Annotated in this window: 23 protein-coding genes; 10 read left to right on the top strand and 13 right to left on the bottom strand. The window is 40.2% G+C overall.

From position 1 onward, the window contains the following. The first annotated feature begins 69 nt into the window (after positions 1–69). Complete coding sequence (locus DDZ16_RS03485; protein ID WP_109263042.1) at positions 70–1143, top strand: protein-glutamate methylesterase/protein-glutamine glutaminase; 1074 nt, start codon at positions 70–72, stop codon at positions 1141–1143. Positions 1144–1608: 465 nt separating this feature from the next. After that, the gene (locus DDZ16_RS03480; RefSeq protein ID WP_232526540.1) at positions 1609–2412 is read left to right on the top strand and encodes a TIGR01212 family radical SAM protein; all 804 of its coding nucleotides are present in this window, start codon (positions 1609–1611) and stop codon (positions 2410–2412) included. On the opposite strand, the gene DDZ16_RS03475 is transcribed toward DDZ16_RS03480, so the two are convergent. Continuing rightward, positions 2413–3147: a DUF4197 domain-containing protein gene (locus tag DDZ16_RS03475; protein ID WP_109263041.1), complete on the bottom strand. Its 735-nt coding sequence runs from the start codon at positions 3145–3147 to the stop codon at positions 2413–2415. Between the two features lie 19 nt (positions 3148–3166). Next, positions 3167–5029 carry a YgiQ family radical SAM protein gene (locus DDZ16_RS03470; protein WP_232526539.1) on the bottom strand — a complete coding sequence of 621 codons (1863 nt, stop codon included), beginning with the start codon at positions 5027–5029 and terminating at the stop codon, positions 3167–3169. Between the two features lie 210 nt (positions 5030–5239). On the opposite strand from DDZ16_RS03470, the gene msrA reads away from it, so the two are divergent. Next, positions 5240–5836, top strand: coding sequence for a peptide-methionine (S)-S-oxide reductase MsrA (gene msrA / locus DDZ16_RS03465; RefSeq protein ID WP_109263040.1), 597 nt, complete (start codon positions 5240–5242; stop codon positions 5834–5836). 393 nt (positions 5837–6229) lie between these two features. Here msrA and DDZ16_RS03460 read toward each other — a convergent pair whose 3' ends face one another. The 4 genes from DDZ16_RS03460 to DDZ16_RS03445 form a co-directional block, all read right to left on the bottom strand. Continuing rightward, positions 6230–6733 (bottom strand): hypothetical protein, encoded by a 504-nt coding sequence (locus tag DDZ16_RS03460; RefSeq protein ID WP_109263039.1) that lies wholly within the window; start codon positions 6731–6733, stop codon positions 6230–6232. 34 nt (positions 6734–6767) lie between these two features. Next, positions 6768–7487, bottom strand: a complete 720-nt coding sequence (locus DDZ16_RS03455) for a protein-L-isoaspartate(D-aspartate) O-methyltransferase (protein WP_109263265.1) — start codon at positions 7485–7487, stop codon at positions 6768–6770. Between the two features lie 32 nt (positions 7488–7519). Further along, positions 7520–7951, bottom strand: a complete 432-nt coding sequence (locus DDZ16_RS03450; RefSeq protein WP_109263038.1) for a hypothetical protein — start codon at positions 7949–7951, stop codon at positions 7520–7522. A gap of 123 nt (positions 7952–8074) precedes the next feature. Further along, a complete protein-coding gene (locus DDZ16_RS03445; RefSeq protein ID WP_109263037.1) occupies positions 8075–8512 on the bottom strand; it encodes a nuclear transport factor 2 family protein in 438 nt (145 codons plus the stop codon). 197 nt (positions 8513–8709) lie between these two features. Here DDZ16_RS03445 and truA point away from each other — a divergent pair, with 197 nt between their 5' ends. Then, positions 8710–9468, top strand: a complete 759-nt coding sequence (gene truA / locus DDZ16_RS03440) for a tRNA pseudouridine(38-40) synthase TruA (RefSeq protein WP_109263036.1) — start codon at positions 8710–8712, stop codon at positions 9466–9468. A 17-nt stretch (positions 9469–9485) separates the two neighbouring features. On the opposite strand, the gene DDZ16_RS03435 is transcribed toward truA, so the two are convergent. From DDZ16_RS03435 to DDZ16_RS03410, 7 genes are all read right to left on the bottom strand, one after another. Further along, positions 9486–10232 carry a shikimate dehydrogenase family protein gene (locus tag DDZ16_RS03435; RefSeq protein ID WP_109263035.1) on the bottom strand — a complete coding sequence of 249 codons (747 nt, stop codon included), beginning with the start codon at positions 10230–10232 and terminating at the stop codon, positions 9486–9488. An 82-nt stretch (positions 10233–10314) separates the two neighbouring features. Then, positions 10315–11220, bottom strand: coding sequence for a DUF368 domain-containing protein (locus tag DDZ16_RS03430; protein WP_109263034.1), 906 nt, complete (start codon positions 11218–11220; stop codon positions 10315–10317). 117 nt (positions 11221–11337) lie between these two features. Continuing rightward, on the bottom strand, positions 11338–12783 hold the full coding sequence (locus DDZ16_RS03425) for a tetratricopeptide repeat protein (RefSeq protein WP_109263033.1): 1446 nt from the start codon (positions 12781–12783) through the stop codon (positions 11338–11340). A 153-nt stretch (positions 12784–12936) separates the two neighbouring features. Continuing rightward, positions 12937–14463 (bottom strand): DUF4301 family protein, encoded by a 1527-nt coding sequence (locus DDZ16_RS03420; RefSeq protein WP_109263032.1) that lies wholly within the window; start codon positions 14461–14463, stop codon positions 12937–12939. Between the two features lie 57 nt (positions 14464–14520). Next, a complete protein-coding gene (locus DDZ16_RS03415) occupies positions 14521–15678 on the bottom strand; it encodes an ATP-grasp domain-containing protein (protein WP_198416670.1) in 1158 nt (385 codons plus the stop codon). 7 nt (positions 15679–15685) lie between these two features. Beyond that, positions 15686–15814, bottom strand: a complete 129-nt coding sequence (locus tag DDZ16_RS21030; protein WP_262511932.1) for a hypothetical protein — start codon at positions 15812–15814, stop codon at positions 15686–15688. Positions 15815–15912: 98 nt separating this feature from the next. Further along, positions 15913–17901, bottom strand: a complete 1989-nt coding sequence (locus tag DDZ16_RS03410; RefSeq protein WP_109263031.1) for a CocE/NonD family hydrolase — start codon at positions 17899–17901, stop codon at positions 15913–15915. 473 nt (positions 17902–18374) lie between these two features. Here DDZ16_RS03410 and DDZ16_RS03405 point away from each other — a divergent pair, with 473 nt between their 5' ends. The 6 genes from DDZ16_RS03405 (at position 18375) to DDZ16_RS03380 (ending at position 25682) form a co-directional block, all read left to right on the top strand. After that, a complete protein-coding gene (locus tag DDZ16_RS03405) occupies positions 18375–19604 on the top strand; it encodes an OmpP1/FadL family transporter (RefSeq protein WP_109263030.1) in 1230 nt (409 codons plus the stop codon). 24 nt (positions 19605–19628) lie between these two features. Then, complete coding sequence (locus DDZ16_RS03400) at positions 19629–20984, top strand: SGNH/GDSL hydrolase family protein (protein ID WP_109263029.1); 1356 nt, start codon at positions 19629–19631, stop codon at positions 20982–20984. Between the two features lie 123 nt (positions 20985–21107). After that, positions 21108–21464, top strand: coding sequence for a VOC family protein (locus DDZ16_RS03395; protein WP_109263028.1), 357 nt, complete (start codon positions 21108–21110; stop codon positions 21462–21464). 231 nt (positions 21465–21695) lie between these two features. Beyond that, entirely contained in the window at positions 21696–22538 is an 843-nt protein-coding gene (locus DDZ16_RS03390; protein WP_158275602.1) for a helix-turn-helix transcriptional regulator, read from the top strand. Between the two features lie 438 nt (positions 22539–22976). Continuing rightward, positions 22977–24176: a hypothetical protein gene (locus tag DDZ16_RS03385; protein WP_109263026.1), complete on the top strand. Its 1200-nt coding sequence runs from the start codon at positions 22977–22979 to the stop codon at positions 24174–24176. A 15-nt stretch (positions 24177–24191) separates the two neighbouring features. Continuing rightward, complete coding sequence (locus DDZ16_RS03380; protein WP_109263025.1) at positions 24192–25682, top strand: hypothetical protein; 1491 nt, start codon at positions 24192–24194, stop codon at positions 25680–25682. Positions 25683–25872: the final 190 nt, after the last annotated feature.

Raw genomic sequence — 25872 nt, 5'->3', positions numbered from 1 at the left:
TTGTTTGCCGATGCAGGCAATTATTTCTATTTTTATTTAAACAGGTAACAGTTTAGAAAAGGCTTTTAGATGGGAAAGATTAAAGTCCTGGTTGTTGATGATTCAGCAGTGGTAAGACAAACATTGACAGCTATTATTGAATCTGACAGACGGTTGGAGGTAATGGCTACCGCTTCTGATCCTTATGCCGCTGCCCGCAAAATGCTGAAACAGGCTCCTGATGTGATCACTCTTGATGTTGAGATGCCCAGAATGGACGGATTGACATTCCTGAAACGAATAATGTCTCAGCATCCTCTTCCCGTTGTAATAATTTCCAGTTTGACTCAAAAGGGCACAGAAACTGGTCTTAAGGCTTTAGAATTAGGAGCAGTGGAAATAATTACCAAGCCTCAAATGGATACCAAAGCTTTTTTTGAAGAATCCCGGATAAAAATTTGTGATATCATTTATGCTGCCTCTCTCTCCAGACCGCGGAAGAAAAGACCGGCTCTCCCTGTAATCAAAGTTGAACCAAAATTTACTGCCGATGCCGTTATTCCCGCAAATAAGCAGCGGGGCAGTATGATTAAAACCACCGAGAAAGTGGTTGTAATTGGGGCTTCAACCGGAGGAACAGAGGCTTTAGTTCATATTCTTCAAAGTCTGCCTCATGACAGTCCCGGTTTAGTGATTGTTCAACATATGCCTGAGCATTTTACCAGGTCATTTGCCAACCGGTTAAATGAGATTTGTGACATTTCGGTAAAGGAGGCTCAAAACAATGACACTGTTATCCGTGGCCGAGCATTGATTGCCCCCGGTAATAAACACACCCTACTAAAGCGAAGTGGGGCAAGATATTTTGTGGAAGTCACGAATGGTCAATTGGTCAATCGTCATCGGCCCAGTGTGGATGTGCTATTTCGGTCTGCAGCTTATTGTGCCGGTGCTAATTCTGTAGGCGTTATAATGACCGGTATGGGCAATGATGGGGCCCATGGTCTTTTGGAAATGAAGAATGCCGGTGCTTATACTATTGCACAGGATGAAAAATCCTGTGTTGTGTTTGGAATGCCCCACGAAGCGATTAAGTTGGGAGCTGTTAGCCAGGTAGTCCCTTTGGATAATATTGCTTTTACACTTGTTAAAAAGGCCCGGTAATTTCTGTTTGTTTACCCTTATTTTACCGTCTCTTCTGCCGTTCTAGCGTTTGCTTGTCGATTCCTTTCTTCTAGCCTGCTTTATTCACAAATAATTTATTCCGATGCACAACTATCTGTGAAATACAACCGTCCTCACCAAAATGGATTTAAAAATAATTTATTATTTCCTGCATTCATTTTATTTGCGGTTGATTGTATTTCCTGATATTTGAACCTCTCATTACAATAATTCATGAATAAAGCAGGCTAAAAACTTTAGGATTTATTGTATGGATTTGATTGTTGATTAAACAGGTTATATTTGCACAAAAAATTTCATGTCAGAATTATTTTCCTGGGGGCACGAGAATCCATTTAATGACTACAGCAATTTTTTAAGGCGGAAATTTCAGCAAAGAGTTCAGAAATTGTCTCTTAATGTGGGGTTTACGTGTCCGAATCGCGATGGAAAAAAAAAAAGGGAGTGGGGGGCTGTACTTTTTGCAATAATGAAACTTTTAATCCAGACTATTGCGAACCGGAAGTCAGTATTACAGATCAAATAAATACTGGTGTTTCTTTTTTTAAAAAGCGTTATCCAGATCAGTTGTATCTAGCCTATTTCCAGGCATACACTAATACTTACGCTCCTCTGGACGAATTGAAAAAGCTATATGAGGAAGCGCTTGCTCATCCTAAAATTACCGGAATTGTTGTAGGAACTCGTCCCGATTGTCTCCCGGATGATTTGATTGCTTATTTTTCGGAACTGCAAAAAAAGAGCTATGTGGTGGTGGAATTGGGGATTGAATCAACCAATGAAAAAACATTGGCAAGCATCAACCGGGGACACACCTTTGCAGAAACGAAAAGGGCGATGTTCAAGCTAAAAAACACCGGATTGCCTGTTGGGGGACACCTGATAATGGGGTTACCCGCGGAAACTGATAAAGATATGCTTTCACACGCAGACGTTCTGTCTGATTTGCCCCTTAACTATTTAAAGCTTCACCAGCTGCAATATGTGAAAGGATCAGCCATGGGAAAGGCTTTCGAAAAAGATTCATCAACCTTCAGAGTTTTGGATGCTGATGAATATGTTGATCTGGTTATTGAATTTTTGGAGAGGTTAAATCCCGAAATAATTGTAGAGCGACTGGCCAGCCAAGCCCCTCAGCGTTTGCTTTTGGCTCCCCGATGGGGACTTAAAAATTTTCAACTTGTCGAGATTGTCCGCAAACGCATGAAGGAACGAAATACCTGGCAAGGACGTTTGTTTCAGAAGTGATTACCCAAATACCCTTTTCAAAAGATCTGTAACTCTTGCGGCAGGATCATTCCTTATTTTTGCTTCTTCCAGGGCAAGTTTGATGAATAATCCTTCCAGAGCTTTGTCGGTTAAGTATTGGTCAAGTTGTGTTTCAACCTCTTTCAAATCGGCCATTTCTCCAATGAATGACCCTGCAATTTTATTCCACTGACCGGCCAGGGATTCCCAGGATTCATTGGTGGAAATGTTACCAACAATTTCCCTGTCCAGACTTTTTTTGATTTTTGGCTGGTAAAGTTGATAGAGTTGCTTGTAGGTTTTTTGTTTTAGGTATTGTGTCGCAGCATCTTTCTTCCCTCCAAGTATTTCAAACCCGTCCTGAATGGTCATCTCAGTAATGGCCCTTGCAAAAACAGGCGCTGCTTCTTTAGCAGCTGCTTCAGCTGAACGGTTAATTCGTAAAATTACATCTTCCACTAACTTTTCACCTCCCGGAAGTCTGGAAATGTTTTTTGTTACTGTTTCGGCTTCGGGGGGCAGAGTAATCTTAACCAATTGATCGCGGTAATAACCATTTTTTACCGAAAGAATAGAAGAGGCAGAATCAGCACCAATTTTAAGTGCTTGTTTCAGGCCGCTAACGACTTCATTTTGTGTTAGAGGGCGGTTGGTATCCATTTTGTTAACTACCTGGGTTAGTTCAGCACAGCTCGCAAGCAAGAGAATTAGGAGGGGGATAATGATTCGTTTCATAGGTCAAAAGATTTGGTAATTATTTGCGATTTTTGTTTTTATGTTGGGTTTTTCCAAAAAGCCGTTTGTTAACTTCCATCAGCCCTGCTTTTTTTAAGCGCTCGGATATTCTTTTTTTCATTTCCGGTTTGTACCAAAAGAAAAATTGCCTTTGGTTGTGCTTTTCTTCTTTTGTACGGGGAACGTACACTTTTTTTAGCGAATATGGATCCAGTCCTGTGTAATACATTACCGTTGCCAAGGTCATGGGTGTTGGGGTAAAATCCTGCACCTGTTCAAGATTAAAATTGAGAGATTTGGTTTCGGCTGCCAGATATGCCATGTCCTCTTCTTTACATGCCGGATGGCTTGAAATAAAGTAAGGAATTATTTGTTGGTTTAAGCCCTTTTCCTGGTTTATTTTGCTGAAAATTTTATGGAACTTTTTGAAAAGGTTAAATGAGGGTTTTCTCATTATCTTCAGAACCTGATCAGAAGTGTGCTCCGGAGCCACTTTTAGTCGGCCTGATACATGTTTTGAGATGAGCTCTGAAATATACTTATTATGGGTGTTATGCTCCTCCACCGATGCCTTGGGGTCCAAAAGCATGTCGTATCTCACTCCGCTTCCGATAAATGACTTTTTGATACCTTCAATGTTGTCTACCTGGTTGTAAATATCCAGAAGTGGCTGATGTGAGGTATTTAAGTTTTTACATACAGAGGGAAAAATGCATGATGGTCTCTTGCATTTTGCGCAAACAGAAAGGTCACGTCCCTGCATTTTGTACATGTTTGCACTGGGGCCGCCTAAATCTGATAAATAACCTTTAAAAGATTCATCTTTAGTTATTTGTCGAACTTCTCTGAGGATGGATTTTTGTGACCTGGAGGCAATGAACTTACCCTGATGAGCTGAAATGGTACAAAAGCTGCATCCGCCAAAGCAACCACGGTGCAGGTTTACGGAGTATTTTATCATATCAAAGGCCGGAATGGGGCCTTTATTAATGTATTTGGGATGTGGTTGACGTGTGTAAGGCAAATCAAAAGAAAAATCTACTTCTGCTTCACTTAACGGGGGTAGGGGTGGGTTGACAATAATTCTTTTTTCGCCAATTGCCTGATGCAACCTTGCCGGACTCATTTTATTTGACTCTTCTTCAATGCGGGCAAAGTTTTTGGCAAATTTCTCTTTGGACTCAAGGCATTCTTCATGAGGGAACAGTTCAATATCAGACCAGTTTTTGTTTTTTGGCAGGGGTATTTCCCTATTTGTAAGAACTGCTGTTTGTGGTAAAGTTTGAAGATTTTCCAGGGGAACTCCCTTCTGCATCAAATTTACAAGATTTTTTAAGGGATACTCTGCCATGCCATACAGCAACATATCCGCCCCCGACCAGGAAAGAATATTTTGTTTCAGTTCATCTTTCCAATAATCGTAATGGGTGAAACGCCTTAAAGAGCCTTCAATTCCTCCTAATATCACCGGTATTTCAGGATGTAATTTTTTCAGGATTTGGGTGTAGACAACCGATGCATAATCGGGTCTGAAGCCTGCTTTTCCTCCCGGGGTATAGGCATCAGTAGATCTCAGTCGCTTTCCGGCGGTATAATGATTCACCATGGAATCCATATTACCTGCAGTGACACCAAAAAAGAGTCTGGGTTTGCCCAGTTTTTTAAAATCCCTCAAATCATCGCGCCAGTTGGGTTGAGGAACAATAGCGACTCTCAATCCCATGTTCTGGAGGATTCTGCCTATTACAGCTGCTCCAAAGGAGGGGTGATCAATATATGCGTCGCCGGAGAACAGGATTACATCCAGTTCGTCCCATCCATGCGCTTTCACTTCTTTAGCGGTGGTAGGCAGCCAATCTGTTATAGTATAGTTTTGATGCAATCTTTTTTTTGCAAAGATAGTTTTTTGGAGTTAAACTGAAATCCATTATTAGGGATGATAACTTTTTATTTTACAGTCATAAAACTGTATTGACATTAAAAAGCGAAAAAGATTTTTATGAATTGAACCACAGGTTGGTGTTTGTGGTTTAATTGATAAAGGATTCTAAGGTCTTGAATTGTGATTGAAGACACTTAAGCTATTTGTAAGATGAAGATATTTCTGGTATTCATATTGTTAAATTTGAGTTTTGTTATGGTACATTCCGGGAATCAGGAATCAGTGGCCACGTTTGGTGGTGGGTGTTTTTGGTGTATTGAAGCCGTTTTTGATGAACTTCAGGGAGTTACAAAAGTTGAGTCGGGGTATAGTGGCGGTAAGATCTCAAATCCTACATACAGAGAGGTTTGTTCTGGTTTAACGGGGCATGCCGAAGTTGTGAAAGTTTATTTCGATAGCGAAGTAATTTCATATAAAGAATTGTTGGCAGTATTTTTTTCTATTCACGATCCTACCACTTTAAACCGTCAGGGAGCTGATGTGGGCCCCCAATACAGGTCTGTTATTTTTTATCATGACGAAGCGCAAAAAAAAGAGTCAGAGGAATTTATAGAAGAATTAGAAGAAGAAGGTGTTTTTAGCAACCCGGTTGTGACCGAGGTTAGTCCTGCCGAAGCTTTTTTTGTTGCTGAGGATTACCATCAGGATTATTACGAGAACAACCCTTCTCAGCCATATTGCCAGGTGGTGATCAATCCAAAAATGAAGAAGTTTAAAGAAAAGTTTAGTGACAAGCTTAAGGATTAGATTGTGAGTTTTTTACCCGGCTTTGTCTTGCGATACACTATTTCCAATACCTTGGGATTATAGTTTCAAACACCTTGAGGCAGTAAGGTCCGACACCTTTAGATAGGAGGGTCAGATACCTTGAACTGCAGAAATCAATATCTCAAAGAACGATACTCTGGCAGGCTATTGCAATATACTCGTAATCAATTGTTAGCAGGCATACTTTGTTTTTTTGGGTTAATGCACAGGTTTTCAGTGTTGTAAGATTTGTCTACTTCTTACCTGACTGCCGTCAGGCAAGGATCTAAAAATCTAACGATCTATTAAGAAATGAGACGAATAAAAATTTGGTACAGACAATACTTACAATCTGGTTTATACATCAATTGATTAATTGCATTGCCTGGAGACTCAGAGTGAGGATAATATCCTCCTGGCCTTTCCACTCACACCTTTACTTTCATCATGGATAGCCGTTTCCAGAGATAACTGAAATTCATTTTTCAATTCAGGGTAGGCCGGTAATAAATTCACAATAAACTGCATGGAATGAGCCCTGATTGCTATTGGAACAGAGGGCGAAGCAATCCACTGAAAACATAAATCCAACAGGTCGCCATCGTCATTTTTGGCACATGGGTTTGTAATAAGTATCTTGAGCAATGAGCGACGTACCCCGTTGTATTCTGTTGCTTTGAGGATGGTATTTATCTCTTTTAGATGTGGTTTTAAAAGAAGAGGTTTATTTTGATTGAGATGATCAAGAACCCAGGCAGCTCGCCAGGCAGTTTTTTCTTCTACTTTCATTATTTTTATCAAACTTTCAATTTCTTCCGGTTTTTGGATTAAATACTGGATTAAAAAATCTTTAGAGTTTTCATCAAACATGTTGTTTAACCGGTATTTCCATTTCATATCTATGGGGGCTTTCAATGTTCAAAACTAGCGCTCAAAGATACGACTTTATCATTGGTACAAATCGCACGGGAAGAAGTGTTTTCTGTTTGATGCCTTTTTCTTTTTTTGTCACTTTTATCAACTTTTGTACGCTGTAAACCGGGCCAACAGGCAGAATCATTGTTCCTCCTGTTTTTAATTGATCAACGAGGGTTTGGGGGATGTCTTTTGGAGCTGCCGTGAGAATAATGGCATCAAAGGGAGCCTGGCGGGGCCATCCTTTAAAACCATTTCCACATTTAACATTTACTTCAATATAACCTGTTTCTTTGAGATTTTTTTTAGCCATTTCAGCCAACTCCGGAACTATCTCGATGGTCCAGACTTCCAATCCCATTTCAGCCAGAATGGCGGCCTGATAGCCCGAACCGGTGCCGATTTCCAATATTTTATCGCCTTCTTTTACGTCCAATGCTTCGCTCATGAATGCAACAATGAATGGTTGGGAAATAGTCTGGTCATAACCGATTGGAAGTGGTCGATCGGAATACGCCATTGAGGCCAAATTGGAAGGAACAAACATATGACGAGGTACTTTTTTCATCGCACTCAGGACATGTCTTGATTTAATGCCTCTCTGTGCAATTTGGTTATCCACCATATCCGCCCTTTCCTCTTCATATTGTTGGGCATCTGCCTCCATCATCATCAACGCAAACAGTAATAAAAAAATAAATGTTTGAAATAAAATGCCTGCACTGAATGCAGGCATTTTATAAAGAATACTGAAAAATCTAATAATCTTCACGACCTTGAATTCGTGTTCTGAAAAAAATGCTGTTTGATTCTCGCAATCATTTGAGGCTGTGTCATCTTGTCGGCTGTTTCAACCTCCAGTTTTTTTTCACCGTACTCGGGGTGCTTCTTTAATTCTTTTTCGAAATGTTTTTTAGTAGTTGCCGGCCCAAAAACAAAAATTTCGCCGGTATCTGAAGTGATGGAATGCATTATTTTTTCAAAATAATCATGCATTTGATGATTTTTTCTTTGTGTCATTTTTTTGTCCATATCCATTAATACGGTTCCGGTTCTTGATCCCGGTTTAACGTGCCTGGGATTGTGGGGACGTGATTCAATCTCCGATTCAATGGTTTGGATTTTTTCTTCTTTTCCGTTCAATAAACTTACCAGCACCGCTTTGTCGGTGTTCATCCAAATTCCAACTTGTTTTTTCATACGATATTATATTTGATTATGAAAATATGCACTTTTATAGAGGTTAATGCAGAGTTTTTTGACAGCAGCTTCATAATTGCCCAATAATTCCTTTTTAACGGGGAATCTGTTTTTGTTCCTTTATTAAATGGATGTATTTATAGGGGCAGACACATGACTCTGGACTATCTTCCATCCTTTGTCTGTGTTGATTAATACGCCGGTATGTCTAAAACCTTCAATTCTCGTGATTTCATCCCTGGTTTCGTAGCAAGTGTCAATAAGTTGTGAATACCAGGCTGTTTGTCCATTAATGCTCACCCTGATGCGTGTGTCCTTTGCATTTATTTCTTGTCCCTTTCGGGAAAGAAGCACATCGTCTACCCAGTGAAAATATTCTCGCCAGGAAATAAAAAACTCATCAATATCGGTCCCGATGTGAACAACAGAGGCGTCGTGCACAAAACAATTGGCAAATGATTCTACATCACCCTGTTCTTGAGATCTGAGAAGTTTGTTTAAGACTTTATTAACGGCTTCAACCGTCTCTTTATGAGAGAAAACGGGCTTAGTTTTTTCCATAACGATCGTTCTTTTATGGTTTTTCTAAAGGCCCTGATTAATGCTAATCCGGAATTTTAAGTTACAAAATGCACTACTCCGTGTCAATGAAAAATTCCTTAATCTCTATATTTTTTCAGGAAAAATCTGGAATAAACTGTTTCTTTGTATTGTTGAATCAGTTATTCCTGAAAAATTCTGAAATACACTAAAGAAATATGGCTCGCTTTTTTATTGAAATGGCCTATAACGGTGCCGATTTTCATGGCTGGCAAAAACAACCCAATGCCACTACTGTACAGGAAACTCTTGAAGAGGTATTATCCAAAGTTTTTCGAGAGTCTGTTTCAGTCACCGGCGCCGGGCGTACTGATACTGGTGTACACGCTTCTTACTTTGTAGCTCATTTTGATCTGGAGGCTTTGCCTTTTGAGGAAAAACTGATACTTCATAAAGTGAACAGTCTTTTGCCTCAGGGAATTGCCGTTTATTCTGTATCCGGGGTTTCAGATGATGCACATGCCCGATTCGATGCAGTAAACAGGACATACGAATATCACATTGTTTTACAAAAAAACCCCTTTTATTCCGGACTGACCTATCGGCCGTGGTTCCATCCCGATATTGATTTAATGAATCTGGCGGCAGAGAGGTTAAAGGATTATTCTGATTTTACCAGTTTTGCGCGGCTTCACGGGGGGAATAAAACCAATCTATGCAATATTGAAAAGGCTTTTTGGGAGAATCGTGGAGATCGATATGTGTTTGTTGTGAGTGCCGATCGTTTTTTAAGGAATATGGTACGTGCTATTGTCGGCACTCTTCTGGAAGTAGGTCGTGGTAAGGTAGCGGTGGATGATTTTTCTGGAATAATTGAAGCAAAAGACCGCAGTCATGCCGGAACATCAGCTCCGGGCCAGGGGCTTTTTCTCACCGATATAAAATATCCTGAAAAAGTGTTTGTGAGAACTTTTTAACTTAGATGGTTCAGCGCTTATTCCTGATTCCAGATTTCCCAGGCTCCTTCAGCCTGAAGGTGCAACATTTCAAGTCCGTTTTTTACGATAGCTCCATTTTCGGCACATTTTTTCATGAAAAGGGTGCTCTCAGGGTTGTATATCAAATCAAAAGCAAGATGTTCAGAAGTGACCCCTTTGTAAGGTAATGGCGGACAGCTATCCACATTGGGAGACATGCCTGCCGGAGTGGTGTTTATTATGACTTTAAAGTCTTTGATGTTCTCGTTGTCAAGTGCATCGTACGAAACTTGCGATGAATGCGAGGGATTTCTGGAGACAAACCGGTATAATAAGCCCATTTGCGAAAGGGCATATGCGACAGCTTTGGATGCGCCGCCCGTTCCCAGAATAAGTGCTTTTTTATGAGTTTTCCTGATGTGCGGAGAAATCGATCTTGAGAAACCAATAATATCGCTGTTAAATCCTTTAAGATAAGGTTTTTTGTTATTCCACTTTATCTGAATAACATTTACCGCTCCTACTTCTTTGGCAACCGGGTCTAGTTCATCCAAATATTCCATTACGGATTGCTTGTATGGTATGGTTACATTCAGCCCTGCAAGGTAAGGATGCTTGTCCAGTAATTCCGGAAAAAGATTGATATCAGAAATTGGAAAGTTGAGATATCTGGCTTCTATGTTCTCCACTTTAAACTTTTCGGTAAAATACTTTTGTGAAAAGGAGTGTTCAAGCGGGAAACCAATTAGTCCGAATGTTTTCATTACAAAAAGTTTTTAGGGTGGTTTTGTATGTTGATTTGAAACACTTAAAGGCGATTTATTTACCCCCTTTGCAATGCAATTCTTACGCTTTCTTTTTTTTGCCGGCCCATATTTCAGTAATAGCAATACTTAAAATTCCTAAGATAATAAACACAACGGCCAGTGCAAAATCTGAGTCTAGATTTGGCAATTGCCAGTCGTAGGCTACAACCTTTACTTTATCGCCAAACTGCCGGGTAATTTCATCCTTCCAGGGCCAAAGAATACTCAGTGATCCCAAAATAAATCCAGAGAGTAAGGCTATTGTTGAATCAGGAAAACGGTTCATTAGCCAGGATAAAAACCGGCTGAAAACAATCAGACCTGCCACGGCACCAATGGCTACGGGGATTAAAATTCCAAGATCGAAATTGTTGACGGCATCGATCATTACCAATTGGTAATTGCCCATCAGCACCAGAACAAATGAACCGCTCAGTCCCGGTAAAATCATGCTGCAAATGGCAACTACACCACATAAAAAAAGATAGATGAAAGATTGGTCTTCTGAAGCAGGTGTCAACAATGATATGGAAACAGCAATGCCGGTACCTGTAATGAAAGAAATGATGGTAGCGAGATGCCAGTTTTTGACTGTTTTACCAACGAAATATACCGAGGCCATCACAAGTCCGAAAAAGAAAGACCAAACGTGCATTGGGTGATTCTGGAAAAGAAATTCAAGTAGCCTGGCCAGAGACACAATGGCTGCAAATATACCGGCAAAAAGGTATACTAAAAAGAAGAAATCCGTATGACTGAAAAAAGCCTTAAATTCTCCTTTTAGTATGAGTTTTAAAGCTTCTCCATCAAATGACTTGATGGCATTAATGAGTCTTTCGAAAATCCCGGTTATGAGGGCTATGGTTCCTCCCGAAACACCGGGGATGACATTGGCTGCTCCCATGGCAGCACCTTTAAGAAAGGGTAAAATTAAGTTTCTAAGCATCGGGTGAAATCTAATGAGATGTCTTATCTGAATTGATTAAATGTGCTTTAAATTATGACCTGCTAAAGAGAAAATGCTTTAGTAGAAGTTCAGAAAGATCATGACGTTTTAATAAAATTACTCATCACTGTCTTCTTTTTCCATTTGGAGTAAATCCGCCAGTTTTTGGTTGTTTTTTGCAATTTCATTTATCTCCGGAAAGGAATCTGTCAGATCCTGAGCATAGCCGGATGCATAAATTACAGCTTCACTCATGTGATGAATACCATTGTCCATATTTTCCGTAATAAGGAGATGGTAAGCAGCAAGAAAATACTGAAAAGAAGCGGTCTCCATAAAATCATCTGAATACTCATCTATAAAAAGTTCCAGATTGTATTCAGGGTTAAGTGCCAGGTTTAATTTGAAGAGGGCGATGAGATGTTTTAGGTCGCGGCGGTTGGATAGAGCGGCCTTCTTGAAAAACTTTCTTGATAAATCCCATTTTTCCTCCAAAATATAAGATTGAGCTCTGATGTGGAAGAAAGATGACAGTTCATCATCGCTCATAAGTTCTTTTTCTGCCATGGCTCTGTCCACAACTTTACGGCATGCTTCGGGGTCCATGTTTTCAAGAAAAAGTAGGCTATAGCTTTCCCACATGTTAAAATCCATGAAATCAATATCTACAGCTAGTTCGTAGAATTTGATGGCGTCTGACGAATTGCCAAGCTGGTTCCAACAATCTGCTATATAATGAAGGCACTTGGATTGCTGTAAATCGTATGAAACACATTCCAGATAACTGTCCAGGGCTTGCCGGTATTTGTTTTGCTGAGCAAGACTGTTGCCTTTATTGAATAGAGCCTGAGTATGATCCGGATTTAATGCCAGACAAAAATCAAACGCTTCGTTGGCCTTATCAAGGTTTCCCAGTTTTACGTAACAAATTCCGGTATTGTACCAGGCATTGTCAGAGAAGGGATTGATGTTTAAAACATCCTGATAAACATTGTAGGACATTTGGTCTTCTCCAATTTTATCAAGGGCAAAGGCCATTTCGAAAAGCAGGTTTTCGTTTTCTTTTATCTCCTCATACCTGATGCCCAATATATCAATGGTCGCCGAATACTCTTTAAACTGGTTTAAGTATAGAGCTACATCAAGGAGGATTTCCTGCTCTTCGTTGAAGGCAAACTTTAAGCCCTCTTCGAATGTTGCCTTGGCACGATCGTTTTGCCCATCTCGTAAATAAACATATCCAAGATTAAGATACACTTCAGGGTTCGATTTCTCAATAAGAAGAAGATTTTCTAAAAGCGCACATGCTTTGGCAAGCCTTCCCTTTTCTATGAAAATAATGGCTTGTTTTACCTTAAGTGTAGATGCATCGGGATGTTGCTTTATCCCAATTGTAATGATGCGCTCAGCCTTGTTATATTGGAGTTTATCGATGTAAAAATCAAAAATATTTTCAATGGAATGTACGTCAAAGAAGAATTCCTTTCCTGTGTATTCCATCTTCTCAAATCGCTCCACGGCTTCTTTGACTTCATTAAAATGTGCAGACCATGATTCAAACATAAGCACTCATTTATTTAATCACGCAAAAGTACGCAATCTTTGCGGAAAGCCAATAAACAATTTAAAGGCTTGAAGGTTAAAAAAAAGATTTAGGTTAAGGCTAAGGAGAATAGGACGTTTCACCTCAACCTTAACCTTATTTTAATCTCCATTTCAACCTTGATGAGCTGGTCTTAAGAGATCATTAACCGTTTTAACCGGATTGAAAGTCTCAATGGGAACTTCAACAAATATGGTCAGCCAATTAGCCATTGCCCCATTCCATAAGCCTGGTCTTTCAAGGGCTTTTATGGTTTTTCCACTAACCGATTTTTTGGAAATGAAACCGGTCTCATGGTCAATGTAATTCAAAAGATTAAACTTCTGCCCTTGATGGTTTTTTGTGATGCAAACCAGATCAACCGGGTTAAAGTGTGTGCTGGCATCAAAAATTTTCTTTTGCTCAGGATTATCCATATTTACCTGAGAGCTTTCCACAATTTGAAGTGTATCCTGACCATCACTGTTTCGTACGCGGAAAGGACCACCTCCCGGCTCTCCTTCATTTTTTACCATTCCGCAGACTCTGACTGGGCGGTCAAGATATTTTATCAGGTAAGCCTTTTGTTCCTCAATCGAAGCATCTGCCAAATGTCCTGGAATGTCTGTATGTAATGTCTCTTTGAGGAATGCCCGGATTTCATTAATAAGTTCTGTTGAGAGTTGGCCGTTAAGTTTGTCAATGAAAGAGAAAACTTTATTCCTTATTTCAAGGGCCAGACCTCCCAATGCTTTTTTATAATTAGTGATTAGTGGTAATTGGTTTTCCGGAACAACATTGTCAATGTTCTTAATGAAAATAATGTCTGCCACACAGTCGTTCAGGTTTTCGATAAGGGCCCCATGACCGCCCGGGCGGAAAAGGAGTTTGCCCTCTTCTCCACGGAAAGGTTCATTGTCTGGTAAAACAGCAATTGTGTCGGTGTGTGGTTTTTGAAAGCTGAATGACACATCAAAATCAGTTCCGGTTTGCTCTTTTATGCGAGCAATATTTTCATTCAACTCTTTTTTAAAAAGGTCCAGATGTTCCGGGCTCACCGTAAAATGCACTTTAGCATTGCCCTTTTTGTCACGTGCATAACAGGAAGCTTCAATCAGATGTTCCAGCATTGGTGTTCTGGATGTATCGGGATATTGGTGAAAATGGATAAGACCTTTGGGCAGGAAACCATAGTTGAGCCCATCCGTATTTAATACTCTGGCAATGATCTCTTTTGCTTTAGCTTTTCTGGTGGCCTGATCGTTTAGGTCTATTCCTTTTAAAAGCCCTTTGAGATGATTGAAAAACGCGAATTTGGGTAAATGAGTGATGAATTGTTTAGCCAGGTCGTCTTCCGGCAACTTGTCAGGATCTTCGGGAGATTCAAGGTATTGATAAAGCGCCTTAAACATTCTTGTAGCAGCACCCGAGGCCGGGATAAACTTCAGGGGTTTCAGCCCGTTCTCCAATTCCTGTTTGTAAATATTTTGGTACTTTTCAAGCAATTCCGGAGAAACGGGAATAATGCCATCGGTTAAAGTGGCGGCTCTTTCGATTTTTAAGGCCGGAAATCCTTCCCTGAATCGCTCAATTTGTTCTTCTACAGTTGCCTGAGAAATTCCTTTATCCTCTAGTTGTTTAAAATCAGTTTTTTGGATCATATATTTGGAGTTTTGTTTTTGGGAAAATAATGAATTTTCCGATCATCACAAAGGAATTTATTGTAAAACAGGTAAATCATCATAGCCAATTTCAAAGGAGAGATGATCTATGCAGTACTGATAATTATCCAACAGCTCTTCCTGATTTTTTGCGCCCATAAATATATTTGCCAGCTCAAAGCTATAGCTGTCCTGGCCATGCAGCTCGTTAAGATGCATGCCTTCTTTTACATGGATCTTGATGATAAAACCGGGGAATTTGTTTTGTAAATTTTGTACTTCTTCTTCCGATGGAGTTTTAAGAACTTTACCGGTATAGAATGTGCGATGCATAAAATTACTGGCTGTTTTAAACATGCCTTTGTTTTCAAGTGCTTTGGGACGTCTGCCAAGAGCCAGGTTGAGCATGATTGTATGATGGGATGTTCCGTGAACTTTTTCAAATATATCGGTATGGGCTTGTGAAATCCTGGGATTTATTTCCAACAAGAAGTTTTGGTTGATCGTGTTGTTGTAAAAGAACTCAATATTAAATGGAGAATTGTTTAATCCTATTTGAGTAATTGCCCTACGGGAAATATCGGCCATTCTAAACTGAATTTCCTGTGGTAGGGAAGAGGGGTATTCATATCTACTGAATGAAGAACGTTCGCCTTCACGAACCGAATCTACAATTCCGTAGATAACAACTTCACCGTTGTAAACGTATCCTTCTACGGTACATTGATGGCCGTTAATTGGGGTTTCAGCTATCATGGTCTCCTGCATGTTGGCATATTCCTGTGGAAGAGGGTAGTTTTGCAAAACGTAATTAAAAGGTTCCGACATAAAGTTGATGTGTTTTCGGACTTCTTCCATTACTTCGTTAAACTGATATTCGCTGTTAATTTTGTATGCCAAAAATGACCGATACGATTTAATCGGTTTTACCCAGAAAGGTGGAATCATTTCCAGGTGTTGGTATGCTCTCTTATCAAATGGGTCAAAAGCTTTGAATTGTGGAAGGTTGTGAGAAATGACTTTGTTTTGTTCCAGTCTGCTCCAATATTTATGTTCACATTTCATAATGCTTTCCAGAGAAGGGCCGGGAAGATTATACTTTTCTGCTATTACAGGCACAAGGGTAGTTCCCGGGAAATCATAATAAGAAACAATGGCATCAATGTGTCCGTTCTGATCAATTCTGTTAAGTGCCTTATTAATCAGATCTTTCATGTTTAGTTTACTCACCCCCCCTTATTTCGTCTATTCTAAGGGCCGGTAAAAAGTCACATTCACTGGCTTCATGCAAGCGGTGAAGTTTTTTTAAATTGAAATCGTCTAAGCCTATTACGAATACCTGTTTTTTCATTGAATTTGATTTTTAGCAGGTTTAGTTTTTGCGGGGTTTTGGCCGGATAAAAACATGACTCATAACTTGTTCTTTTTAATGTGTGTGGGAAGAGTGTTTTACAAATACCTGGTCACTCTTTCATCCCAGGTTTTACTGAAAACCCGTGTATCCCCTTCATAAGCGTCAAGCATGGCTCTTACCCAAAACTCAGTCCTGGTGGATGTAATAATGGTTTTTGTGAGAGTAGTAACTTCCCATTCTCCACGTTTAAACCGCCGTTTACTTGTTACTTCTCCACGAAGTGTGTCGTAATTGTTGTTTTTGTATGAATATTTTTCCGTTACATCCTTTTGGATTGTCCAGTTGATATCATCCAATCGATATTGAGGATCGTTATTAGTGATATGGAGTACCACTTCGTTGGTAGCCAGGTTGTGTTTTACCTCCCACTCGCGATGAGCCGGGACAAGAAGGGTAGTGGGAATCTTTCGTTTTATATGTGGTTTCCCCAGATCCCTTAAGTTGTTATCGTTTAGGGTTGGTTTTCTGACCGGAATATTTAGTAAGCTCTCCTTTAGGAAAATTTGTAATCTTGCAGATTCGGGTGGGGGCCAGGCCAATGGCCAGTATGATGTTGAGACAGATAACCGGATTTGATGATTGGCCGGAAACCGTTGAGCTACAAAATTCATAGGAATATTGACGGTATAGATTCTGTCGGGCTCCAAAATCTCCGGTTTTTCATGACTATTACGGTGCGACAGGTTGAGAATACCATAGGTGGTACGTGTTGCTTTACCATCGGGTGCAACATCAGATAAACGCACTGCAACTGAAGCGATAGGTTTGTTGGAGGACAGTTCAAATTTAACCTCGGGCATTCCCAATATTTCCACGTCTTTTTCTAGCGGCAAGGTTTCAAATACCAAGGCTCCACCGTCTTCCTCTCGCTGGTCACTGGGAAAATCTGTTGATTCTGCGTAAGAGCACCATTTGCCGGCAAACAGGCCTACACTCAGGGGGCTTTGAATGGTCACCGGAAAATCAGATTGTTCCTGTTTTTCCAATGATAATCTGCCCGGTGACAAATAAAGTTTTGCAGGTTTTATTTTGTCAGAAGGCCAGGAGGCTTCCCCTACCCAGCCACCAGGTCTTTTCGGCAGTATGGGAGAAACTGTGTCCTGCATCCAGGCCCTTATCATAGGGTCTTTATCTACACCGGTGTCTAAGTTTTTCAGCCATTTATTCCACCAGCGTAAACATTCATTAAAGAAGTCAATGGCAGGTCCGGGCCCCCCTTGATGAGGGTATTGATGGCCCCAGGGCCCAATCAATCCCTTACGGGGAACTTTTAAATTTTCCATGAGACGAAAGACCGTATTGGTATAGCCGTCTGCCCATCCGCTAATGGCAAAAACAGGGCATTTAATAGCAGAGTAATCTTCGCACACTGAAGCATGCTTCCAATATTGATCTCTGTGTTGATGTTTGAGCCATTTGACCAGCCATAAGCCGCTCCCTTTTAAGCGATCCATCCATATATCCCGCCATTTTTCTCCCACCAGTTCAGGATCGGGAGGACACGAGTTGTAGGCAAACATTGTGGAGGCCCACGACAAATTATCTGTAAGAAGCGTTCCTCCCATGTAATGTACATCATCGGCATATCGGTCATCTGAAGAAGCCACTGTTATTATGGCTTTGAGTTCGGGAGGTTGTAATGCGGCAATCTGCAGACCATTAAAGCCACCCCATGAGATACCTATCATGCCAATATTACCTGAGCACCATTTTTGGTTGGCCAGCCATTTTATTATGGTAATGCCGTCTTCCAGTTCTTGTGTGAGGTACTCATCTTCTAAAACGCCCTCAGAGTCCCCGCTGCCACGAAGGTCTACACGTGCGCCTGCAAATCCGTTTTCTGCAAAATACCCATACATTTGGTCATCTCGTACTGCTTTGAAGTCTCGTTTTCTGTAAGGAATATACTCAAGTATGGCTGGTGCCGGATTTTGCTCAGCATCAGAAGGCAACCAGATTTTGGCTGCAAGATTTACTCCATCCTTCATGGGGATCGTTGTATGCTCAATGATCTTAATACTCATGGCCTTTATTTTTGGTGGTTTTGAGTTTCCAGTGATATAAGTTACAACATTATAGTTTTTTTTGCACTAAAAAATTCAAGCGTTCATAAAGGCCTTTAAAGAAGGAATAAAGAAAAAAATCATTAATTGTGGATAAATAATATATCGGTAAACTTTTACTTCTTTCCAGCGATTCTTCCCGCGTGTTTGCTTTTATCTGTTGTAAATCAACTATAAGACCAATAGAATATTAAAGTATTTGAATCGAAAACAAGAAACGTTTTTATGTCTAACAGGGGGGCGCTTGAGGGAAAAAATTAATTAAGTAGATTGGCGCCGTTTTTATATTTAGAGACGTATTAAAGTACTATTAGTTAATTTCTTATCGGGTGGGTGTTTTTTGTGAAAAAACTGATGTTTAATTTCATAATTGGCTATTGTTGATAGATGAATCTACAACTCCATTATCCACCAAAAAACAAACTTACATACAGATGAAGTATTTATTATTAACTGTTTTGTGCGCGTTTTTTACGCTTCACCAGGGCTTTGCAGAAGGATATCAGGTTAATTTGCAGGGTCAGAAACAAACGGGTATGGGACATACCGGTACAGGTCTTTTACTGGGGCCCTCCTCTATTCATTTTAACCCAGGCGCCCTTTCCTTCTTAGAAGGAGATGTGATGTTTTCAGGCGGCGTAAGTGGTGTTATTTCTCAAAACTCCTTTTTAAAAGAGCAACCATCCCTGTATACCGGGGAAACTGACAACCCTGTTGGAACTCCTTTTTCAGTTTATGGTGCTTTTCGATTGAGCGAAAAACTCATGTTGGGATTAGGGGCCAATTCGCCTTATGGAAACTCCCTGTCGTGGGGGGAGGATTGGGACGGTCGCTATCTTATTCAGGATATATCGCTTCAGGCCATCTTCGTTCAGCCCACTATCTCATATGCCATTACGCCCAGGATCAGTATTGGTGGCGGTCCTGTTTTGGCATTTGGCAGTGTAGACTTGAATAAAGCGTTGCCCCTGCAATCAGACGAGGGAGATGGAAGTGTTAACTTAAATGGAAGTACAACTGCTTACGGTTACAATGTTGGTGTTTTTGTAAAGGTATCTAAGGATGTATCATTGGGTGTAAATTACCGTTCTAAGGTGGTGATGGAGCTGGATGGAGGCGATGCCACATTTGATGTTCCGGAAAGTTTTCAGACAAATTTTCCTGATGGAAATACTTTTTCTGCTGAACTACCGATGCCTTCGAACCTGACAATAGGCTTGGGATGGAAGGCGACTGATAAACTATTGCTGGCCCTTGACCTGCAACAAGTAGGGTGGTCGGAATATCAAGAGCTTAATTTTGACTTTGAAGAAAATACTGCAGCTTTGGAGGATTCCGAAAACCCCCGGAATTTTGAAAATACAATGGTTTACAGAGTGGGTGCTGAATACTCGGCTCTGGAACAGTTGAAACTTCGGGCTGGTATTTACTACGATGAAACTCCAATCCCCTCAGATTATCTAACGCCCGAAACTCCGGGAACCAACAAAATTGGTATTTCTGCCGGAGTGTCCTGGCAGCTGAATGACAAGCTGTCGCTGGATGCTTCTTTATTACACATTTCAGGAGAGGAACGTAAGGATGGCTATGCCCCTTTGAATTATTACGGAACATATAATTCATCTGCCTGGATTCCCGGATTTGGTGTGAGCTGGACTTTGTAATGACTAATAAAAAAATTAACAAACATGATTTTCAGAATAACATACATTTTTGCAGTTCTATTTCTGCTGAGCTCCTGCACTAAGGAAGCAGATGTTCCCACTCCGAAAAACGGAGGAGCAGACTTTAGTTCTTTTGTATCGCTGGGCGATTCATATACCGCAGGATATACCAATGGGGCCTTAAGTCGTGATGGACAGGAGAGCTCTTTTGCCTCAATGATGGGGGCGCAGCTTATGAATCTTTCATTAGAGACCTATTCAATTCCATTGTTGCCTGAAGGAAAAAGCGTAGGTTCTTCTCTTGAAGGTGAAATGCAACTGAAGGTGACTACAGGTGGTATACAGCCGGTTACAACTACAGGTAACCCGGAACTTCTGACAGATCCTTCAACCTGGATCAATGCCAACGGACCTTATCACAATCTTGGAATTCCGGGCGCCAGAAGTTATCATTTGGTAGCGCCTGAATATGGAGATCCCAATCAAGGTGTCGGAAACTTTAATCCTTACTATGCACGTTTCGCATCTGTTCCCGGTGTTTCAACTGCTTTGTCTGATGCTCTTGCTGTGGAGCGCACATTTTTTAGTTTATGGATTGGTGGTAATGATGTTTTGGGATATGCCTTAGCCGGCGGAGAAGCTGAAACTTCTGGTATGGGAAGTGCGGATATTACGCCGGTTGCAGCATTCACACAAAGCTATGCCTACATGTTAAGCCAATTGACTGCCAGCGGAGCAAAAGGTGTTGTAGGAACTATTCCTGCGATTGATAAACTTCCTTTCTTTAGTGTTGTGATGCCCAATATGCTGGCGCTTTCAGCAGAGCAGGCAGCTGCTATGGATGCCGCTTATGCGGACTATGATGCTGCTGCTCAGCAATATGGTTTTGAAGAAATGGATTTTTCAGCTGGTGCCAACTTTTTTGTAATTGAAGATGAAGCCAATCCTGTTGGAATGCGTCAAATAAAAGCAGGTGAGAAGATATTGCTTACGGCCAGGACCAATATTACTGTGGCCGGTTGGGGATCAGAGGTGCCTATTCCGGACGAATATGTTTTGGACGAAAATGAGCTTCAGTCCATTGAAGAGGCAACAAACACCTTCAATTCAATTATTGAAAATTCAGCTAACCAGTTCGATCTGGCAATGGTTGATCTTGATGTATTGATGGAGAGTACTCAAGAGGGGCTGATGATTGACGGTAATATCTACTCCAATGCCTATATTACAGGTGGTGTGTTTTCTTTAGATGGTATCCATACCACAGGGCGCGGTTCTGCTATTATTGCTAATGCGTTTATAGAAGCAGTAAATGAAAAATACGGAAGCTCGGTACCTTATGTTTTGGTCAATGATCAGACAGGGATTGTTTTTCCTTAAAAATATTAGGATTTAATCAAAAAAATGCCGGTGAATACCGGCTTTTTTTATGTCTCATTTTTCCAATTTTAGGAGTTTATGGCATTGTACTTTTGCTTTGTAAATAATTAAAAGCGATACGAAATGGAAAAAATGATTGCATGGGTTGAAATTCCAACCATTGATTTTGAAAGAGCTGTCAGTTTTTATGAAAAGCTTTTGGGAACAGATCTCACTTCTGAAGTTTACGGAACTGAGAAGATGGCCTGTTTACCTTCGGGAGAGGGTGCTATCATCAATGCCCCTGGTTTTGAACCATCAAATCAGGGTGTGGTGGTTAGCCTTAATGTGGGAGATAACCTTGATGAGGTATTGAGTAGACTTGAGCTTAATGGAGGTGAAATTATTAAACCAAAGACAAAGATTGAAGCCTCAGGACGGGATTGTTTTGCCCTTTTTCTTGACACGGAAGGGAATCGCCTGGGCCTTTACGGAAACTAAAAATCTCTATCTTTGTATGGTCGTGTTTCGGGATTTTAACCCGGGACACAACCATAACCTGTTAGTTAAACCTAAGTAGTGTTTGTAAGAAAACGACAGTTGCTGCCCCGAAGGGTCGGGGTAAACTCAATGCTTGTCATCAAAACAGTCATCCCGAAGCATCGGGACTCCTGCTTTTCAGACATCGTAAGCCTTGCACTTGACGCCTTTTTGCAAACACAGATGAAAAACATGATTTTTTTTGCTGGCACTAAGAGTATGTCTATTCTGCTATCTAAGCCCTCAGCGGTTCTTTCCGATTTTGTGAAACAATACTGGTTTATTGACAGTGTTGTTTCAGATGATGCCCGGTACATGCAACGAATTGTTCCGAGTGGTCTGCCTGAGTTGATGTTTTTTCAGGGTAGCCGACCCTCTGTGGTTGAATCCGGAAGGAATTTAGAGTCAGATGCTGTTATTAGCGGTCACCACAAATCCTTTTTTGATTTTCAGATTACTGATTCATTTTCGCTTTTTGCCGTTACTTTTCAGCCCCATGGTTTGCGGGTGTTTTTTGATGTTCCGGGGTCTGAATTCCAAAATAATAAGGTCCCTCTTCGGTTATTACTAAAAGAAGAAGCGTCTGAAATAGAGGAAAGAATAGCATCAGAAACCGATTTTTGTGGTAAAGTTAATTGGATTGAGACCTACTTGCTTAAGCAGCTGAGAAAACGAAGTGAATGGTATGAATTTAAGCGACTTGATTATTGCCTGGGGGGATTGATTCGCAAAAAAGGCTTAATTTCTGTGGAGGAATTGGCTTCACAGGCATTTTTAAGCCGAAAGCAGTTTGAACGAAAGTTTTCTGATTTTGTGGGCACTTCGCCCAAACTATACTTGAGAATTGTTCGCTTTCAGAACGCCATTCATCAGAAAGCTGTAAATCCTCATCTTAATATGACAGAACTTGCTTACGGTTGTGGGTTTTATGATCAGTCCCATATGGTGAATGAATTTAAAAAGTTATCAGGTCTGACCCCAAAGGAATATTTTTCAGTTTGTGAACCGGTATCGGATTTATACCGGGTGTATTGATTTTTTTTTTAACAGCCGTTTGATTGCTTTCTTCCTTTTTCGGGAGAGTCTCCTTCTTAAAACTTCGTGTTTCTTTTGTTGATATCTGTAAACCTGGTTTTTATATTGACTGGTTGATGTTCAGATATGGTTTTTTGTGGTTCTTTAGTTCAATACTCCGTTAAACTTTTGTAAAGGGCTATAAATCAACTTTTTGGAATTATGTGCATGATTGCTTTAAGGCCCTGGTTATTAGCACTATATGATTCATCTTAAATCTAATATCTAAAAATCTAACGATCTATTGTAGTTGATGCAATCCTTTAAATTGTGGCAGTTTTTTTTCAGTTTCCTGACAACGAAGCAACCAATAGATGATCAGGAAAAGCTATAAGGTTTTCTAAAATTAAGTGAGAAGACTGAGTTTGATTGTGAATTTTAAACCATAAATTAAGTAATATGAGGAATCTTTGTTTTGTTGTGGCAGTTTTTCTTTTGTCTTCAACATTGAAAGCCCAAACAACTCAACCTGTGTTCAAAGGTAGAATTCAGGTTTCCAATACCACGCACTTTTTGCAATATGCATTTCACAAAGGAGATGTTGTTGTGCTGGACGTTAAAACTGAAAAAAGGAAACTGGATTTTATTAAGTTCCTGGATCAGGATGGCAACGTTCTGGGAAAGAAAGAAAGTTTCGAAGAATTAGAAGGTTTCGAAGTTCAAATTCCCGAAACCGGTGTTTATGATTTTCAGATCAAGGGGCGTGGCCTTTCTTCCAGAGATACAAGGGTAAATATTTCCAGAAAACCCGGCAAAAGCGGGAAGGAATTATTTAATCCGGCTTTTGTGAAAGAAACTGTTTATGATACCACGGAAGTGACTTATGCCTGTGATACGGTTGTTGGAAATCTGCCTGCAAAATTTGAAGAAGTAGAACTTAGCGTATTTGATAAATATCTTTATGAAACCAGAGATTTTGTAGATGAATCTTTTCAGTTAAAAGGAAATCTGGCCAATGATTACTCCAGGCATTTCAACTATAAAGTAGCTAAGGAGATTGATGGGGTTAAAATGAAAAGTTTTACCTATACCATAACCTCAAAAGTGGGAGGTGCCAAGCATTGGAAACTGGCTTCGATTGGTACAAGTGTGGGCACAATGTTTGTTAATCCTGCTGCCGGCTATGCTTTAAATCATATGATGGGGATGATGGGCCCCCAAGCCGGAGGTGAGCCAACAATGGTTGCTTTTTCAAAAAATGAGTCTGATGCTGCCGTTATTAAAAAAATGGCCGACGGGAAAAACAGAGCTAAGAGTGCCGTTTCCGGATTATTGAATACTGTTTCCGGTGGAGCTGTGGGGGAAAAAGCAGAAGATACATCCGGGGAGTTAAAAGGGGTTTATCAACTTAGTAATGCCACTACTCACTCAGGACAGCATTATGGCCTTATGGAAGATGGAACTATTATCCTTACCAACGCCGATCCTCATAAAGCTAAAAATGTCAGACTTAATATCTCAGGAATTTACTATGCCCCATTATACCGAAAGGTAAAAGCCAAAGAAAAGATCATTATTCCTGAAAAGCAGGAACTGCAAAAGGAGGATTATTCTGTAGAACAAGCACGTTATTTCGAATTACTGGATTCTAATAACTAAACCTGAAATTAAACCATGAGACGATATATAATTATTACTTTTTTATTACTTGCTTTCATTGGCGGTCTTAATGCACAAACTGTAAATGTTCATAGTGGCAAAGTTAAAGCCGAAAGAAATGAATGGAAGCATTTGCCCTTGTTCTCAGCTTACAAAGGGGATAAAATAAAATTTGATATAAAAGCTGATCATAAGAGACGAACCGCTTTTTTCCAGGTAGTTCAATATCCCGGTAATGTAATTGTTTATTCTAATAGTGATGTTTCATCAGATTCCCATGAATTTATTGTTCCTGACAATGCCCTTTACAGTGTTTGGTACAAAGGCCCCAATATTGATGTAATTCTAAATGTCGAAAGGATTGCCGGTAAAAACGCAAAAGATAAACCCTTAGAATGGCAATTGGTTTCAACCCCTGATACTGCCCACAAAAGCGAATTCCGGGAAGTGAAAATTGGAGCTAATGTAAGGTACAAAGCCAAAACGAAGAAAGTGAAAGTGAATGAATTTTCTACTTCGGAGATAGTGTCTAACCATTCTTTTGCATTGGTTCCCACAGCAAGCAGCTTTTACCATGTTGAAGTCCCCAACTCATTTGAAGACGATTATTTTAAGAAGGAGCTGACTGGCTTTAAGGTTACTTTAACAGTTGGAGATGAAGCTTATCAGGCTTTAAAGGGTGTTGTGACCGACGGATTGACTGCTGCTGCCGGAAAAGTTGCTTCTGCTGCAAAAAGTAAAGCCTCGAAGAAAATCTCCAAAAAGAAAGATCCTGGCGCCAATTATGAGTTTGTAGACGATATAGAAGAAGAGCAGGATAAGATGGAAAATGCTCAGGAGATTCTCGAATTATCTTCTGAAGCAGCATCTGTTGCAGGCGAAGGAACAAGTAAAGAGCAAGAAGCCAATATTGCCGGTGACGGACTTGGTCTGGCAGGTTATGTGATTGAAGAAGGAGGCTTGAAGCAGGTTTTAGTGAAAGAAGGATTAAAACAGGTCGGTGGCGGAGAACTTTCGGTTGAAGGTATTACAGGATACGATATTCCTTCTGTTGGTGATTTGGCCGGAAAAGCTGCTGGGGCTATTACTCCAAAAATTAAAGATAAAGTTCATGTGACGGTCAAAGACGTTGAAACCGATCAGTTTGTGATTGATAAAACCGTAGGGTACATGAGTGAAGAGATTCCTCTTGACGGGACCAAATATAAAATCTACACTATAAAGGTCAGGAATATAAGGGAACTTAAGGATTCGAAGAATCTTCTTACATATTTGGTTTCTGGTAACATGATGATGGAAGCTGAATATAAAATTACAGAATATGCCGATATGGTTTTTTTCGATCCGGAAGAAGAGCCTGTAATGACCAAAAAGTTTTTTAAAGAGTTTGAAGAAAATTCTGAAGTGCGCGTTGTGTTTGCAGACCAGGTGAAACCCTGGGAGACCGTATTGTCTCCTGATGAGGTTGAAATTCCACGCCCTTACATTCATTTGAATTTTGATTAATACCTGGTTTTGGGTAAATGAATAGAAACAAAAAAGTGAGAGTCTCATATGGAAGCTCTCACTTTTTTATTGAATTGATATTCTTTAGTTACTTAGGGAGCGCTGAAAAACGCCTACTTTATTAGCGTTTAAAACTTTAAATCATATCAACAAACTCCTAATTGCAAGGTTATTCCACATCAAACTCTGA

This window comes from Marinilabilia rubra, from assembly GCF_003121985.1.
GTDB classification, from domain to species: domain Bacteria; phylum Bacteroidota; class Bacteroidia; order Bacteroidales; family Marinilabiliaceae; genus Marinilabilia; species Marinilabilia rubra.
This window is presented reverse-complemented; position numbering and strand designations above follow the sequence as displayed.